This is a genomic window from Cryobacterium levicorallinum, assembly GCF_004402405.1.
In the GTDB taxonomy this organism is placed as follows: Bacteria; Actinomycetota; Actinomycetes; order Actinomycetales; family Microbacteriaceae; genus Cryobacterium; species Cryobacterium levicorallinum.
The window spans coordinates 16,636-32,413 of the sequence record NZ_SOFE01000003.1 but is presented as its reverse complement, the minus strand read 5'-3'; the positions used below and the strand labels follow the sequence as shown (position 1 = coordinate 32,413).

Genomic DNA, 15,778 nt, shown 5'->3' with positions numbered 1-15,778 from the left:
CGGTTCGATAATTCCAACCTAGCGGGGATAGACAGCGTGATGTCCTCCCCTGTGACGGGGACAGCAGGAAACGCCAAATGGTGGTACTTTACTCCGGCAAGTGCTTGCGCTCATTCTGATTTCCCCGCCCGCAAGAGCCGATGCAGTGGAGATACGCCTTGAACATTGATTGGGAATTCAACGGACTGCCGCTTCACGTGCTGATCGTGCACGCGGTCGTGATCGTGGTGCCACTCGCCGCCCTGTGCGCGCTGCTCACCGCGTTCTGGCCGGCCGCTCGGCGGCGATTGGGCATCGTGACGCCCCTGGTGGCCCTGGCAGCGCTCGTGCTGGTTCCGCTCGCCGTGCAGGCGGGGGAGTGGCTGCAGTCCCGGCTGGTCAACGTGACCCCGTTGCTCGGCACGCACACCTCGCTCGGCAACACGCTGCTGCCGTGGGTGATCGCCCTGTTCCTCGTGGCGGCACTGCAGTGGTTTTGGTACCGCTACGTAACCGCCGAGGGCGCCCGTTTCTCATCCGCTCTGCCACACGGCACCGGACGCCTCGCGGCCACCATTGTTCTTGATCTTGTGGTTCTGGTCAGCGCGCTTGGATCGGTCGTCACGGTTGCGCTCATCGGGGAATCGGGTTCTCGAGCGGTCTGGACCGACCTGTTCACCTCGTGAGGGTGCCGCATCGAACGTGCGACACCCTCACGCGCCTCTCAGGCCCGCGGCCTGGGCGGCTGCGGCTTCTGGAATGCCAGCTCCCCGCCAACGCGCCCGCCAAACGGCCGGCCGTGGTCGGCGAATTCCTCCCGAAAGTAGCCCATGCGCCACGGGCCCATTTCGAGCCGCGACCCGGTGCGCAGAATCTGGCTGTTCCCGGTGCCTCCCTCGGCCGGTCGAGAGCTGCTCGCGACGTCACCCATCGCAAACAGAACGTACTCATCGTTGTCATCGTGGCGAATTTCGGCGTGCAGCGGTTTCAACCCGGGCAATTGCAGGTCGGCATCCGCGGACGAGCCGATCGTCGTCACGCCCGGCAGTAGGTTGAATTCCCGGGGCATCTGCCCGTTCCAGTTCTCCGAGCCCACGACGAAGATGAGGCGGGGTCGCCCGCTTCCCGGCGTGTAGTGCGTTGTGGTGATCTTTCGCCGGCGGTGTCGATCAAAGGTCGGTGCGAGCGGAAACACCGTCGATGGCGGCAGCGGAATGGCAACCGGCATGCGTGCACGCCCGCGCATTCGTGCCTGCACGAGCGGCCCGAGGGCGTTTCGGGACCCGAGCACGATGTGCGGTGACCGCGTCAACAGCCGTTGCGAAACGGATGCCTGCACGTCGCCGAGACGCGCAATCAGCCCGATCGGGCCCGTGATGGAGACGGTCAGACCGCGGGAGGCCAATTCGGCAGCCAGCGCGCGCAGCGGTTCCAGATTGAGCGCACGCCCCTGCACGAACATTTCCGGGTTGCTCGTGAATACGGTGATCTCCGTGCCGTTGGCGGTCACCGTGCCCTGCATGGCATCCGCTGACCCAAAGGAATCGCCGAACTCTGCTCCGGTCGAATCCGCACCGGAGGAAGCTTTCGACGCACCGACCGCACCCGTCGGTTCGACCAGGGAAAAGGCGAGATCGATGTGCAGACTCACCGGGGAGCCAGCCAGTGTTGAGCTCGCCGAGGAGCTCACGATCAGCCCCGAAACGGATCGGAGCCGAGCGACTTCTCGTCGCTCGTGGTTACCCGCAGGGTGCCGTTGAGCTTCCAGACGGCCCGCGGAGCATCGGGGCCGATGTCACGGGGAACTTCGACGACCATATCGATGAAACTGTAGTTGATGGCCGCACCCTTACCGGTGAGGTACGACCACATTTCCTGGCCGAGATCCGCCCAGTCCTTGATGGTGTGCTCCTCGGATTCAGGGGTGCTCTCAACGTTGCCCAGGTACGTCTGTCGTTCAGTCACGGTAGGTTCCTTTTCGCTCGCACAGATGGTGTTGCAGGTACCGGCAGGTGCGCCGGTCTCGCGCGGGCACAGCGCCCGCGCGATTTACCTAGCGTAGTTACCTAGTTGCGTGCGGTAAAGGATTGTCCCCAAACGGGGAACGGGTATTATTCGGCGTCGAGATCCGTCTCCAGAATCTTGACCAGGGAGTCGAGAGCCTCGTCGGCGCCTTCGCCGTCGGCACGCAGCACGACGGTATCGCCGTTGGAGGCGCCGAGACTCATAATGGAGAGGATGCTCGACGCGTCCATGGCATCCTCGGCCGGCTCGCCGGCCATGGCGATGGTGACCTCGAGGGGCAGCTCACCGACCGCGGCGACAAAGATTCCGGCGGGGCGGGCGTGCAGACCGACGCGGCTTGCGATGACAGCGGTTCGTTCAGACATGGGGTCCTCCAAGGTAAGCAGTGTTGACAAAGAGTGAGGGCAGATTACAAACCCAGCGTATTAAGTATGGGAAGTTTTTCGCGAACGATTCGACGGGCATCCGTTGCTGAATATGATTTGAGGGCCAGGGCGGCCAGTTGCTGCGCCTCGGGCAGCGTCACGCTCGCGAGCACGGCGGCGACGGCGGAGAGGGCCCGTGCGGTCATGGACAGTGTCGAGACTCCGAGTCCGACCAGCACCACCGCGAGTGCGGGATCGGCGGCAGCTTCACCGCAGACCCCAACCGGCTTGTCGTTGCCCTCGTCACGCGAACCGGCCACGGTCAGGCGGATCAATTGCAGCACTGCTGGCTGCCACGGCGTGTTGAGGGCCGCGAGTGGGCCGAGCTGGCGGTCGGCGGCCATGGCGTACTGGGTCAGGTCGTTGGTGCCGAGGCTGACGAAGTCGACGTGTTCGAGAATGCTCGCGGCGGTGAGCGCGGCCGAGGGGACCTCGACCATGACGCCGGGTGTCGTGAGCCCCGCCGCGGCGCAGAGGCCGGCGAAATGTTCGGCTTCCTCGGCGGTGGAGATCATCGGCGCCATCACCCAGACCTGCGCCTCGGTGCCGTTGGCTGCCTGCGCGATGGCCTGGAGCTGACGCTCGAGCACTCCGGGGGAGGTAAAATCGGTGCGGTAGCCGCGCACGCCGAGGGCGGGATTCGGCTCGGAGGCATCGGTCAGAAACGGCAGCGGTTTGTCGGCGCCGGCGTCGAGGGTGCGCACGACGACCTTCTTGCCGGGGAACGCGTCGAACACGCCGCGGTAGGCGTCGACCTGTTCGGCGATGGTGGGTTCGGTGTCACGTTCCAAGAAGCAGAATTCGGTGCGCAGCAGGCCGACGCCCTGGGCACCGGCGGCAGCGGCTTTGACCGCATCCTTGGCGCCGCCGACGTTGGAGAGCAGCGGAACCAGGTGGCCGTCTTTGAGGCGTCCGGTGCCGTCGAACACGGCCAGGGCGGCGGTGGTGGTCGCCCAGGCCTTGGCCAGGTCGATCTCGTCGGCGCCGGGGTCGACCAGAATCGTTCCGGCCGCGCCGTCCACGAAGACGATGGTGCCGTCGGTCAGGCCTTCGACGCCGACAGCGGCGACCACGGCCGGCAGCCCAAGGGCGCGGGCGATGATGGCCGTGTGCGACTGGGGTCCGCCGCTCGAGGTGACGAGGGCGAGAACCTTCGCCGGGTCGAGAGTGGCAGTGTCGGCCGGCGCAAGATCCTCGCCGACCAGAATGAACGGCGTGTCCGAGTACGGGATTCCGGGGGCCGGAACGCCGCGCAGTTCGGCCACGATCCGGCCGCGCACATCGAGCACGTCGGTCGCCCGCTCGGCCATGTAACCGCCGAGGTTGTGCAGCATTTCGGCCACCGAGGCGGCCGCATCCCAGATCGCCCGTTCCGGTGAGGAACCGTTGGTGATGAGCTTGACGGCCGCCTTAACCAGCATCGGGTCGTTCGCCATCAGTGCTGTCGCCTCCAGCACCTCCCGGCCGGCGCCCGAAGCGCCGACCGAGCGAGCTGTGAGACTGGTTTGCACGGCCTTTGCTGCGACCCGCAGGGTAGCGGATGCCTCTTCCGGCGTGGTCCCCTCGACCAGGCGTTCGCCCGCAGCGGGTTCCCGCACGGGCTGGGGCATCAACAGGATGGAGCCGACGATACGGCCGGGGCTGACACCGACTCCGGTGAAGGTGCGGCCGGTTTCGGCGCGGTCGGTACTGGCCTTGCCTGAAAGCGTCTGCACGATCGTCCTCAATTCCTTGAACCCCAGCCTGCGGCTGGCGTCACTGTACTGCGTGGCATTCTTCGCGGGGAGTTCCCGCACGGGGTACTTTCCGGGTCAGGCGTTGACCGGGGCGGCGTCCACGACTGCGGGCTTGCGCACCGCGTAACGCTTGAGCCCGACCACGGCGAACGCTGATACCACAGTACCGATCGCAATGGCGAGCACGAACAGCAGGAAGTTGTCGATGGCGAAGAAGACGAACATTCCACCGTGTGGCGCCTTGCTCGTGATGTTCCAGGCCATGGACAGCCCGCCGGTGACCGCTGCGCCGAGCATGGCGGCCGGAATAACCCGGAACACGTCGGCAGCGGCGAACGGAATGGCGCCTTCGGAGATGAACGAGGCACCCAGCAACCAGGCCGCCTTGCCGTTCTCACGCTCAGACAGGCTGAACAGCTTCTTGTCGATCACGGTGGCGAGGGCCATTGCGAGCGGCGGAACCATGCCGGCGGCCATGACCGCGGCCATGATCTGCCACGGTGCCTGGTTGGCAAGGCTCGCCGCGCCGAGGCCGGCGACGGCGAACGAGTAGGCGACCTTGTTGACCGGACCGCCAAGGTCGAATGCCATCATGAGACCGAGAATGACACCGAGAATCACAGCGGATGCCCCGGTCATGCCGTTCAGCCAATTGCCGAGTCCCACGGTGAGCAGCGCGATCGGACCGCCGAGCACGAGGAACATCAACCCGGACGCGACGATCGATGCGATCAGCGGAATGATCACGACGGGCATCAGGCTGCGCAGCCAGCGCGGAACGCTGATCCTGGCAATACTCATGGCGACGACACCAGCGAGCAGCCCGCCGACTATACCTCCGAGGAAGCCAGCGCCCATGAAGCCGGCGACGGCGCCCGCGACGAAGCCGGGCGCGATACCGGGACGGTCAGCGATCGCGAAGGCGATGTAGCCGGCCAGTGCGGGAACGAGGAAGCCCATCGACAAGGCGCCGATCTTGAAGAAGACCGCGCCGAGATAGACACCGAACCCCCCGAGCAGGTTCGCCCCGCCGTCCGGCAGATTGAAGAGACTGTTGTTCAGCACCACGTCGTCGGCGATGTCCGTGATCGCGTAGCCGCCGAACAGAAAGCCGAGGGCGATCAGCAGACCTCCGCCGGCGACGAACGGAATCATGTAGCTGACACCGGTGAGCAGCGCGCGCTTGAGCTTCTGGCCCAGGTGCTCGCTCTTCTCGTTCGATGCGCCGCCGAGGTCGACGGTGCCGCTGACGCGATGGGCGTTCGGGTTGAGTGCGGCCGCGAGGGCTTCCTCGATCAGTCGGCCAGGTTCGTCGATGCCGCGCTTGACCGGGGCGTTGATGACGGGCTTGCCGGCAAAACGTTCCCGGCCGCGCACGTCGACGTCGACGGCGAAGATGACGGCGTCGGCGGCAGCAATGACCGCTGGGTCGAGTGGGGTGACGCCAGCCGAACCCTGGGTTTCCACCTGCAGGTCAACGCCGACGGCCTTGGCAGCGGCCACGAGCGAGTCGGCGGCCATGTAGGTGTGCGCGATGCCGGTCGGGCAGGCGGTGACGGCGACGATGCGCCCCCTGCTGGTTGACTCGGCGCCGGTCTGAGCCGGACCGGTGCCGGCGTTTGCATTCTCGGCGGCACCGGCCGCGTGTGCGCCAGCGGCAACCGGAACCGTGGCGACGACGTTGCCCACGAGTTCGACGATCTGCTGCGCGGTCGACGCGTCCCGAAGGGCCGCGGTGAAGTCTTTCTTCATGAGCGACCGGGCGAGCTTGGCCAGAATCTTCAGGTGTTCCTGGTCGGCGCCTTCCGGGGCCGCGATGAGAAAGACCAGGTCGGCGGGGCCGTCCTTCGACCCGAAATCGACCGGGGTCGACAGACGGGCCAGCGCGAGGGTGGGTTCCAACACGGCCGACGAACGGCAGTGCGGAATGGCGAGGCCACCCGGAATGCCGGTGGCGGTCTTCGCTTCGCGAGCGAGGGCATCCGCGTACAACGCCTCGATCTCGGTGGCGCGACCTGACTCGACGACAAGCTCGGCCAGGCGCCGAATGACGTCCTTCGGCTCGCTGCCGAGATGGGTGTCCAGAGCAACGAGCTCCGGGGTAATCAGTGCACTCACTGGTCATCCTCCTTTGGATGTGCGGCCAGGACCGGCCGGGGGACCGATTCTGGGGCAAGGTCCGTCACGGTGACGGCGCTGGGGTTGGTTTGGTGCAGGGCGGGAACAGTGGAACCGGGTAGGGAGGCTGCGGCGGCGCCGTGGGCGGCGGCCTGGCGCAGGCGGTCGGGGGCGCTCGCGCCGAGGTTGCTTTGCAGCAGGTAACCGGCCAGGGCCGAGTCGCCGGCACCGACGGTGCTCACGGCGATCATCGGCGGCGTGGTCGCGAGCCAGCTGCCCTCGGCAGTGACGAGCACGGCGCCCTTCGCTCCGAGGGTGGCCAGCACGGCACCGACACCGCCTGCGATGAGCACGCGCGCCGCGTCGACGACAAGGTCGGGGTTTGCCTCGAGCGTGTCGCCGTCGAACAGGCCGCTCAACTCCGCGAGTTCCTCACCGTTGGGTTTGAGCAGATCGGGGTGGGCCAGCGCCGCTTTCTCCAGTGGGCCACCCGAAGAATCCACAGCCACTTTCGGTGCCGCCGAGCCAAAGCGTTCGCGCAGCTCGCGGATGATGCGGGCGTAGAAATCGTCGGGCACACCGGGCGGCACGGACCCGGCCAGCACGAGCCAGCTGGCGCCGGCCGACTGCTCGAGCACCAGGTCGACGAGGGCGTTTTGCTGGGCCGGGCTCAGTTCCGGTCCGGGTTCGTTAAGCTTGGTGGTCGTGCCGTCGGGTTCGGTGATCGCCACGTTGCTGCGCAGCGGTTTGCCGATGTGCAGGCCGAGGTGCGGAATGCCGTGGCTGGTCAGGGCGAGCAGCACCGGGTCGTCGGCGTCGCCGGGGAGGATGGCCAGGCTAGAGATGCCACTCGCTTCGAGGGCGCGGCAGATGTTGACGCCCTTGCCGCCGGGTTCGCCGTGGGCGGCGACGGCGCGTTGCACTTCGCCGCGGGCGAGCGGCCCGGCCAGTTCGATGGTGCGGTCGAGGCTCGGGTTGGGGGTCAGCGTTACGATCATGCGATCACCACGTCGACATCGGCTGCGGCCAGTGCTGCGGCAAGATCGGCGGATGGCGCGGCATCCGTTATCAAGGTGTCGATCGCTGCGAGGGCGGCGAAGGAGACCAGGGTCTCCTGGTCGAGCTTGCTGGAATCGGCGAGAACGACGACGCGCCGGGCTGCCCGGACGATCGCGGACTTGACCGCTGCTTCGACCGAGTCCGGGGTGCTGAGGCCGAAGGTCGCGCTGATGCCGTTGGTGCCGATGAAGGCGATGTCGGGGCGCAGCGCCGCGAGCTGGGCGACGGTGCCGGCACCAACGATCGCGCTGGTCAGCCCACGCACCCGACCGCCGAGAATGTGCAGGTTGATGGCGTCGTTGCGGGAGAGTTTGGCGGCGATCGGAACGGCGTTGGTGATCACGAGCAGCTGGTCGCCGGCGACGGCGGGCGTCCAAGCGGCGAGGCGCTCGGCGAGGCGCTCGGTGGTGCTGCCGGAATCGAGCAAGATCGAGCCGGTTCGACTCGCGGGAATCATGCGCAGGGCGGCATCGGCAATGCGGGACTTCTCGTCGAGGCGTTGGGTCTGACGCTCGTCGAGGCTCGGCTCTGACAGGCTCAGGCGATCGATCGCGACGGCACCGCCGTGCACTCGGCGCAACTGGCGGGCGGCCTCGAGGGTGTCGAGGTCACGGCGCACGGTTTCGGCGGTGATGGTGAAACGCGCGGCGAGGTCGGTCACGGTGACCCGTCCTTCGGTTGCCACGAGTGCGGCGATCAAGAGTTGACGTTCTTCGGCGAACACGAATTGCCTCCTCGACGATGAGTGACACAGGTCACAAGATGTTGGTTTCATCGACTTTAGCTGTGTTTATTTTTGTTTGTCAAGAAAAAACAAGATAAACAAAGAAATTACCTCGTTCAGGTGGAACGGATGCGGTCGGTCGGCCGTGTCGGTGGCCGACGGTAGCGTGAATGTTATGAAGATTCTGCACACCTCGGACTGGCACATCGGGCGCACCTTCCACACCCATTCGACCCTCGAACACCTAGCGGTCGTGCTCGACGCCGTCGTTGCGGTGGTGCGCGAGCGAGGCGTCGACGTGGTCGTCGTGGCGGGCGACGTGTTTGATTCCGCCATGCCCTCGAAAGAGAGCTACGCGCTGCTGACGCGCGTCTTGCGGCGTCTGAAGGAGGCCGGGGCATCCGTTGTCATGACCAGCGGAAACCACGACTCGGCCACCCGTCTGGGCTTTCAGGCCGAGTGGGCGGCGCTGGCCGGCATTCACGTGGTCACCCGGCCCGAGCAGTACCTCGAACCGATCACCATCAGTGATGAGCACGGGCCGGTGCACTTCTACGGCATTCCGTTTCTGGAGCCTGTACTCATCCGACACCTGCACCCCGGCGAGCTGCTGAAAACGCACGAGCAGGTCCTGGATTTCGCCATGACGCGGATTCGGGCCGACCGGTCGCTGCGCGGACTTACTGCGGGCGGCGGGCGCAGCGTGGTGCTCTCGCACTGCTTCGCCGCCGGGGTGACCCCGGCCACGGCGGCGAGCGATGTGGAGCGCGATATCACCGCCGGCGGCCTCGACGTCGTTCCGCTGAGCGTCTTCGACGGCTGTGACTACGTCGCGCTGGGGCACATCCACGGCCGGGCCACCCTCACCGACCGCGTACGCTATTCCGGGTCGCCACTGCATTACTCCTTCTCCGAGGTGGGCAAACCGCGGGGAGCCTGGCTGGTCGAACTCGATGCCTCCGGCCTCGGGCGGGTCGAGTGGGTCGACCTGCCGGTGCCGCGCCGATTGGCCGTGCTCACCGGCGAGCTCGCCGATCTGCTCGAAAATTCCAGCTACGCCGACAACGAGGGCGACTGGGTGAAGGCCATCCTCACCGATCAGGTGCGGCCGCTCGACGCCATGCGTGCGCTGCAGGCCCGGTTTGCGCACGCGGTGGCGCTCGAGCATCGCCCGGCGATTCGGGTCGACCCCGGCGATAACAGCTACGCCGAGCGCATTCGCGCGGCGACGAGTGACCCCGAGATCGTGGCCGGCTTCCTCTCTTTCGTGCGCAACGGCGTCGGACCGACCGAATTTGAGAGTGCGCTCGTCGCCGAACTGCTCACCGAGCAGTCCACCCGGGCGGTGAACTCGTGAAGATACTGCGGTTGCGGCTCGCCGGGTTCGGCCCGTATAAAGACGAACAGCTCGTGGACTTCGAGCGCTTCGACAGTGACGGCATCTTTCTGATCTCCGGCAAGACCGGGGCCGGCAAATCGAGCATTCTCGACGCCATTTGTTTCGCCCTCTACAACCAGGTGCCGCGCTTCGATGGCAGCGAACTCAAGCTGCGCAGCGACCACTGCGAGGCTGGCGACCCGACTTTCGTCGAACTCGACTTCAGCGTCAACCAGTCCCGATATCGGTTGCGCCGCAGCCCGGCGTACGAACGACCCAAGAAGAATCAAGTCGGGGTCACCACGGCCGCGCCGACCGCCGTGCTGCAGGTTCTGGACGACGCCGACGGTTCCTATAATGGCGGCTGGCGCGGTATAGCAGCCAAGCCCGGTGCCGTCGGGCACGAGCTTGACACCATTCTGCCGCTGAAGGTCGACCAGTTTCTGCAGGTGATCCTGCTCGCGCAGAATCGATTCCAACGATTCCTGCTCGCCAAGACCGAGGAGCGCCGCGCTGTCCTGCGCACCCTGTTCAACACCGGCCGCTTCGAACAGCTCGAGGCCGCGCTGATTCTGCGCCGCAAGGGATTGGACGAGCAGCTGGCGACGAGCCAGCGCGACCTCGAGCAAGACCAGACCGCTGCCGCACAGCTGCTACGGGACGAGGGGCCGCTCGCCGCACCAACCGCTGGGTGGTTTGCCGCCGCCCAGCATGACCTCGCCGGGCAACTTGATGCTGCGACCATTGAGCAGGCGCGCACCATGGCCGAACTGACCGCCGCGACCGACCGGCACCAGTCCCTGCTGCAGACCGAGCAGCGTCAGCTGCGTCGATCCGCTGCCGCCAGTGCTCTGGCCTCACTCGACTCCCGGCAGGACGACATCGTGCGGGAGCGCTCCGATCTGCAAAACGCCGCGCGTGCGGCCCGAGTCTGGCCGCAGGTTCGGGCGCGCCACGAGGCCGCCAGTGCACTCGCGGCGGCCGAGAGCGCCCTGGCCGCCGCACAGGCGCAGCGCACGGGCGATCGCCCGGCCGAGACTGCGGGTGCTGGTGCTGCGGGTCGTTCGCGATCGGATGTGGCTTCCCCGGAAACGCTCGGCCAGCTTCAGCTGGTCATTGACGGGCTGCTCGGCCGCCTTGGTGCGCTCGAAGATGCCCTCGCCGACGAGCTCGCCCTCCCCGAGCTCGACAACGAGATCGCCGAGCTACTGATCGAACAGCTGGAAGGCACTCGCGCGCTCGATGCTGCCCGTGCCCAGGCCGATGCTTTGCCCGAACAAATCGAGGCAATCACCGCGGAGCACTCCGCGGCACAGCTCGCGGCTGCTCGTCAGTCCGACACGATGATTGCCCTCGACCGCGCCACCCTTACCCTGGAGGCCGCGCAGACTGTCACGCGGCTCAGTAGCGTCCTGCTCACCGCGCAGCAGGCCGAGTTGACTGCGAGCGGCGACAACGCCGACGCGGCCGCGCACTACGAGAGCGTGCTCGCTCGTCGCTTCTCGGGATTCGCCGCTGAGCTCGCCGCCCGGCTGGTCACCGGGGACGCCTGCGCGGTGTGCGGGTCAACGGCACACCCCCAGCCAGCCCTCGGCCACGATGATCCGGTCACCACCCACGATCTGAACACCGCGCGCAGCACGGTCACCGACCGGCAGAGTCAGCTCCTCGTGGCCCAGAACGCGGTGCAATCGGTCAATCTGCGTCTGGCCGAAGCCCGCGCCCTCACCAGCGGCCGCGACGCGGCCACGGTCACTGCCGAGCACGACGCAGCAACCGCGGCGCACCGGCTGGCCGATCGGGCCACCGCGACTCTGCCCGATTTGCAGGCCCGGCTCGCTCAACTGCAGTCCACGATGACCCGGGCGGCCACGAGCGTCGACCAACTACGCGGCCAACGCGATCAGGCCAGCACCGCTCATGCCTTCAAGGTCAGCCAGAGGGAGGCCATCTTCGGCCGGCTTGCCGCGCAACGCGGCGAGTTCGACAGTGTGCGCGGCCAGGCCACTCACCTGCACGACGAACTGACCCAGGCCCGCACCCTCGCCACCGCACTGAGTGTGGTCGATGAGTGCGGCGCAGCCGAAGACGCCGCGCAGAGCCGCCTCACCGCGCAATTGGCTGAAGAAGCCTTTACCGATGAAGCAGCAGCACTCGCCGCGCGGCTCGACCAGCCCGAGATTGAGCGACGCACGAGAGCTCTGCGGGTGCATGATGACGGTCTGGCGGCAGCCCGCGCGACCCTGGCCCAGCCCGACCTCGCCGATTTACCCACCGAGCCCGTCGACGTATTACCGGCCGCGGCCGCCGCTGCCGCTGCGAGCACGGCTCGTGATGCCGCGTTGACCCGGCAGAGTTCGCTGGTCGATCGCACCGGGACCCTCTCGGCGATCGTGCGCCGGGTTGGGTCGCTGTTCGCGGCATCCGCTCAGTTGCACGAGATGCAGCAGCAGGTGCGTCAGCTGGCCGACGTCGTGCACGGCGACGAACCCAACACCAAACGCATGCGACTGGAGAATTACGTGCTGGCCGCGCAGCTCGAGGAGATCGTGGCGGCCGCCAACATTCGGCTGCGCACCATGACCAGCGGTCGCTACACCCTTGAACACGATGACTCCCTGGCTTTCGGCGGGGCACGGTCGGGCCTGGGGCTCGCCATCCGCGACGAATACACCGGACGGGCCCGTCCAACGCACTCGCTGTCGGGCGGTGAGACATTTCTCGCCTCTCTGGCCCTCGCTCTGGGGCTCGCCGAGGTCGTGACAGGGCAGGCCGGCGGCGTCACCCTCGATACTCTCTTCGTCGATGAGGGCTTCGGCTCCCTCGACGGTGAAACCCTCGAGACGGCCATGAGTACGCTCGATTCCCTCCGTGCCGGGGGCCGCACCATCGGGCTGATCAGTCACGTCGATTCTATGAAGGAGCAGATCCCTGCAACTCTTCGCATCGTGGTGACCGATCGGGGCTCTAGCGAAATTGAGGGCGGTGACGCCACGGGGTGACCGGCGCCGCCGGGCGTGCCAATCGTTCGGGGTTGTCTTCAGGTATTGCCGATCTGGGGTGGCCCTGTCAACATCGGAGCGTTGCCGCAATGATGCGAGCCGCATTAGGGAGCCCGAATGAAAAAGATCCTCTATATCGACCTCGACAACACACTCGTCAACGTGCAATCGGGAATCGACCGCCTGACCAACGCGGAATACAGCCGCTACGAAAAAAGACTCGATGAGGTGCCGGGCGTTTTCGCCCGGATGGAACCGATCAGCGGCGCGATAGAGGCCTTTCGTACCCTGGCGAAATCCTTTGACACCTATATTTTGTCGATGGCGCCGTGGGGCAACGCGAGTGCCTGGCAGCACAAGCTGGAGTGGGTACAGGAACATTTAGGAGCGGATGCGACCGGTCCGGCCTACAAACGGCTGATCCTCTCGCACCACAAGCATTTGAATCGCGGAGACTTTCTGGTCGACGATGGCATGGCCGTCGGGGCTGACCGGTTCGAGGGGGAGCTGATCAAGTTTCTGACACCGAAGTTTGCGGACTGGCACACGGTCACGCGCTATCTGCTGGAGCGGGCCGAAACGCCGCTCCGTTCGGACCCGCGCGCCAAGCGGGAATCCCGGTCGCTGCGCTCGAGTGATCTGCAGACCGTGGTGTCCTCGGCTCGGTGATTTTTCCCGGCGGAACAGTCAACCACTAGGTGTTTTGGTGCTTGAGCAGGTGCCCCCGGCGTTGTATATTCATGCTGTCTAGATCAGTCCGATCGCCCTATCGGCCGGACTGATCTTTCTGTGTGCGGTGGGATTTCACGGTGCGATCTGTCTGCGACCAGCGCCTGAACTCACCGTCACTAACCCTGAGAGACCTCTGTGGGTGCGGAGTATACATCTTCTGAAAGTCTTGACTAGGGGTTTACCCACATGTAAATCTGGGGTAATCTCATTTTTCAGACGGGCAATGTCCTGCCAGGGTGGTTTACCCTCGCGAGTCAATGCCACCAGATGATTGGGTGACGACATGGTGGAACTGAAGTCGGATTTCGTTCCGATGGGCGAAGTGAGCGCCGATGAGCGCTCCAGAATGGCTTTTGGCAAGGCCGGCGTGCACCGTGATGATCGGTATGCAGTTGCGGTGAATGCCGAGGGTGAAATTCTTCTGACGCCGCTCGTGTCCATTCCCCGCCGGGAACTTCTGGTCTGGGATGACGAGGGAATTCGTGCCGCTCTGGTGCGTGGCCTCGAGCACAGTTCCAAGGACGAAACGAGTGAGGGCGGTGACTTCACCCGGTACGCCGAGGAAGACCACCCGCTCGAGGACGAGAATGCCTCCGCCGAGCCCCGGTCATGAGCTTTACGCTCCTGCTCACTCGGGAAGCGGCATCCGGACTCTCCATTCTAGAAGCGAAACCGCAACTGGTCGGCCGACTCAAGCGCGTGCGAACCGCGCTCGGTCGGCTGCAGCTGAACCCCGAAGATCCGGCCCTGCGCTCGCACAAATATGTGTCGCTGGCGGGCAAGAAGGGCGAGGCCGTCTGGGACTCCTACATTGAGCACCGCACGCCCACAGCCGGTCGCATCTACTGGCATTACGGACCAGGGCTCGACCGCATCACCGTCGTGATCATCACGCCGCACCCATAGCGCCCGCCCGCGCTCTGCGGTAACGAACCGGCGTAGCGGCTACCCGTTTTGAGCGCGGTCGTGCGGGTCGCGGATGCCGTGGCAGCTGCTCGGGCCGTTCGGACCCCGGTCACGCCGCGCTCTGCTCAGTGCCTGCTGCTCGGTCGGCGGCTCAGTGCCCGCAGCCTAGAACGGGTTGAGCAGTCGGTGCAGAAACTGGCGGGTGCGTTCATGTTGTGGGTTCCGCAGCAGCTGTCTCGGGTCGCCGTGCTCGACGATCGTTCCGCCGTCGACGAACGCAATCTCGTGGGCGACCTCTCGGGCGAATTCGAGTTCGTGGGTGACGATCACCATGGTCCAGCCCTCGTCGGCGAGTTCCTTGATCAGGCGCAGCACGTCGCCGACCAGCTCGGGATCGAGAGCGGATGTCGGTTCGTCGAACAACAGCACCTGCGGCCGCAGGGCGAGTGCCCGAACGATTCCGACCCGCTGTTGTTGGCCGCCGGAGAGCTCGAACGGGTAACTGTCCCGCTTGTCGGTCAGGCCGACCCGATCGAGGAGGGCGAGTGCTTCGGCGGTCACCTCGGCTGCCGGGCGTCGCTGCACGATTACCGGTCCCTCGATCACGTTCTGCAGCACGGTTTTGTGCGGGAACAGGTTGTAGTGCTGGAAGACCATCGCCGACCGGTCGCGCAGGCTAGCCAACTCTTTCGGTGAGGTTTTCGCCGCAAAATCGATGGTCAACGGTGCGGCCGAGCGCTCGCCCCGGCCGGCAGCTGAACCGCCCGGACCCCGGTCACTCGCGCTGGCGACGGCGACGTCGATCGTGCCGCCGTCGGGTAATTCCAACCCGTTCAAGCAGCGCAGGATCGTGGTCTTGCCCGAGCCTGACGGTCCGATCAGCGCGAGTACCCGGCCGCGACCCACGGTGAGGTCTACCGATTCCAGGACTCGGTTGCTGCCAAAACTTTTCTGCAGGCCGCGCACGCGCAGCAGGGGAGCGGCATCCATTTCGCCGGCGGCAAAGCCGGGCGAGAGATCAGCGGGCGACATAGCGGTCCAATCGCTTTTCGAGAAAACCCTGCCCGGTGGAAAGCACGAGGCAGATGACCCAGTAGATCAGGGCTGCTTCGAGGTAGATCAGCATGAATTCCTGGCTGAAAGCAGCGATCTGCTGCGCCTCACGAAACAGCTCGGTGACCAGGATCGTGGAGGCCAGCGAGGTGTCCTTCACCAGGCTGATGAAGGTGTTCGACAGCGGCGGCACCGAGACCCGGGCTGCCTGCGGCAGGATGATGCGGGTGAGAGCCCGACGGTGCGACATGCCGATCATGTAGGCCGCTTCCCACTGGCCCTTGGGTACCGAGAGAATCGCGGCCCGAATGACCTCGGCCGCGTAGCCACCCACATTGATCGAGAAGGCGACCACAGCGCTCGGCCACGGATCGATCGTCACGCCGATCGACGGCAGCCCGTAGAAGATCACAAACAGTTGTACCAGCAGCGGAGTGCCTCGCACGATCGAGATGTAGCCGCGTGCGATTCCGGACAGCCAGCGGCGGGTCGACAACCGCATCAATGCCAGTGCAATCGCGAGCACGAGCCCGATCGCGAACGACATCAGGGCGAGCGGAATCGTGCCGCGCACCGCGCCGTCGAACATTGGCCACAGCGAGCTGAGGAACAAATCCCACTCAGGTTGGATCATCGACGTG

The 15,778-nt window shown here is 65.9% G+C and carries 15 protein-coding genes; 6 read left to right on the top strand and 9 right to left on the bottom strand.

Features of this window, described 5'->3' with window-relative positions; genetic code table 11:
• Nucleotides 1–158 precede the first annotated feature (158 nt).
• Nucleotides 159–665 carry a hypothetical protein gene (locus tag E3O11_RS01875; RefSeq protein ID WP_241991222.1) on the top strand — a complete coding sequence of 169 codons (507 nt, stop codon included), beginning with the start codon at nt 159–161 and terminating at the stop codon, nt 663–665.
• A gap of 38 nt (nt 666–703) precedes the next feature.
• Here E3O11_RS01875 and E3O11_RS01870 read toward each other — a convergent pair whose 3' ends face one another.
• The 7 genes from E3O11_RS01870 to E3O11_RS01840 all read right to left on the bottom strand — a co-directional run bounded on the left by E3O11_RS01870 (nt 704) and on the right by E3O11_RS01840 (nt 8,066).
• Complete coding sequence (locus E3O11_RS01870) at nt 704–1,669, bottom strand: FHA domain-containing protein (protein ID WP_233195367.1); 966 nt, start codon at nt 1,667–1,669, stop codon at nt 704–706.
• A 2-nt stretch (nt 1,670–1,671) separates the two neighbouring features.
• On the bottom strand, nt 1,672–1,923 hold the full coding sequence (locus E3O11_RS01865) for a hypothetical protein (RefSeq protein ID WP_092451375.1): 252 nt from the start codon (nt 1,921–1,923) through the stop codon (nt 1,672–1,674).
• 167 nt (nt 1,924–2,090) lie between these two features.
• Nucleotides 2,091–2,369 carry an HPr family phosphocarrier protein gene (locus E3O11_RS01860; RefSeq protein ID WP_092451256.1) on the bottom strand — a complete coding sequence of 93 codons (279 nt, stop codon included), beginning with the start codon at nt 2,367–2,369 and terminating at the stop codon, nt 2,091–2,093.
• A gap of 44 nt (nt 2,370–2,413) precedes the next feature.
• On the bottom strand, nt 2,414–4,144 hold the full coding sequence (gene ptsP / locus E3O11_RS01855) for a phosphoenolpyruvate--protein phosphotransferase (protein ID WP_255411854.1): 1,731 nt from the start codon (nt 4,142–4,144) through the stop codon (nt 2,414–2,416).
• A 96-nt stretch (nt 4,145–4,240) separates the two neighbouring features.
• A complete protein-coding gene (locus E3O11_RS01850; RefSeq protein WP_092451254.1) occupies nt 4,241–6,283 on the bottom strand; it encodes a PTS fructose transporter subunit IIABC in 2,043 nt (680 codons plus the stop codon).
• Entirely contained in the window at nt 6,280–7,281 is a 1,002-nt protein-coding gene (locus tag E3O11_RS01845) for a 1-phosphofructokinase family hexose kinase (RefSeq protein ID WP_092451252.1), read from the bottom strand. The genes E3O11_RS01850 and E3O11_RS01845 overlap by 4 nt, the downstream gene beginning before the upstream one ends.
• A complete protein-coding gene (locus E3O11_RS01840) occupies nt 7,278–8,066 on the bottom strand; it encodes a DeoR/GlpR family DNA-binding transcription regulator (RefSeq protein ID WP_092451250.1) in 789 nt (262 codons plus the stop codon). The genes E3O11_RS01845 and E3O11_RS01840 overlap by 4 nt, the downstream gene beginning before the upstream one ends.
• Nucleotides 8,067–8,241: 175 nt before the next feature.
• Here E3O11_RS01840 and E3O11_RS01835 point away from each other — a divergent pair, with 175 nt between their 5' ends.
• The 5 genes from E3O11_RS01835 (at nt 8,242) to E3O11_RS01815 (ending at nt 14,084) form a co-directional block, all read left to right on the top strand.
• Nucleotides 8,242–9,423, top strand: a complete 1,182-nt coding sequence (locus E3O11_RS01835; protein ID WP_092451248.1) for an exonuclease SbcCD subunit D — start codon at nt 8,242–8,244, stop codon at nt 9,421–9,423.
• Nucleotides 9,420–12,446 (top strand): AAA family ATPase, encoded by a 3,027-nt coding sequence (locus E3O11_RS01830; protein WP_092451246.1) that lies wholly within the window; start codon nt 9,420–9,422, stop codon nt 12,444–12,446. Before E3O11_RS01835 ends, E3O11_RS01830 begins: the two co-directional genes overlap by 4 nt.
• A 117-nt stretch (nt 12,447–12,563) precedes the next feature.
• Entirely contained in the window at nt 12,564–13,115 is a 552-nt protein-coding gene (locus tag E3O11_RS01825; RefSeq protein ID WP_092451244.1) for a 5' nucleotidase, NT5C type, read from the top strand.
• Between the two features lie 346 nt (nt 13,116–13,461).
• On the top strand, nt 13,462–13,791 hold the full coding sequence (locus tag E3O11_RS01820; protein ID WP_092451242.1) for a hypothetical protein: 330 nt from the start codon (nt 13,462–13,464) through the stop codon (nt 13,789–13,791).
• Nucleotides 13,788–14,084, top strand: coding sequence for a hypothetical protein (locus tag E3O11_RS01815; protein ID WP_092451240.1), 297 nt, complete (start codon nt 13,788–13,790; stop codon nt 14,082–14,084). The genes E3O11_RS01820 and E3O11_RS01815 overlap by 4 nt, the downstream gene beginning before the upstream one ends.
• A 165-nt stretch (nt 14,085–14,249) precedes the next feature.
• On the opposite strand, the gene E3O11_RS01810 is transcribed toward E3O11_RS01815, so the two are convergent.
• Both E3O11_RS01810 and E3O11_RS01805 read right to left on the bottom strand, forming a co-directional pair.
• Nucleotides 14,250–15,116 (bottom strand): amino acid ABC transporter ATP-binding protein, encoded by an 867-nt coding sequence (locus E3O11_RS01810; protein WP_092451238.1) that lies wholly within the window; start codon nt 15,114–15,116, stop codon nt 14,250–14,252.
• The gene (locus E3O11_RS01805) at nt 15,103–15,771 is read right to left on the bottom strand and encodes an amino acid ABC transporter permease (RefSeq protein WP_092451236.1); all 669 of its coding nucleotides are present in this window, start codon (nt 15,769–15,771) and stop codon (nt 15,103–15,105) included. The genes E3O11_RS01810 and E3O11_RS01805 overlap by 14 nt, the downstream gene beginning before the upstream one ends.
• Nucleotides 15,772–15,778 lie beyond the last annotated feature (7 nt).

Coding starts and splice junctions, on each gene's coding strand:
- E3O11_RS01860 (WP_092451256.1), bottom strand. CDS start 2,369: ATGTCTGAACGAACCGCTGTCATCGCAAGCCGCGTCGGTCTGCACGCC.
- E3O11_RS01845 (WP_092451252.1), bottom strand. CDS start 7,281: ATGATCGTAACGCTGACCCCCAACCCGAGCCTCGACCGCACCATCGAA.
- E3O11_RS01835 (WP_092451248.1), top strand. CDS start 8,242: ATGAAGATTCTGCACACCTCGGACTGGCACATCGGGCGCACCTTCCAC.
- E3O11_RS01825 (WP_092451244.1), top strand. CDS start 12,564: ATGAAAAAGATCCTCTATATCGACCTCGACAACACACTCGTCAACGTG.
- E3O11_RS01820 (WP_092451242.1), top strand. CDS start 13,462: ATGGTGGAACTGAAGTCGGATTTCGTTCCGATGGGCGAAGTGAGCGCC.
- E3O11_RS01815 (WP_092451240.1), top strand. CDS start 13,788: ATGAGCTTTACGCTCCTGCTCACTCGGGAAGCGGCATCCGGACTCTCC.
- E3O11_RS01810 (WP_092451238.1), bottom strand. CDS start 15,116: ATGTCGCCCGCTGATCTCTCGCCCGGCTTTGCCGCCGGCGAAATGGAT.
- E3O11_RS01805 (WP_092451236.1), bottom strand. CDS start 15,771: ATGATCCAACCTGAGTGGGATTTGTTCCTCAGCTCGCTGTGGCCAATG.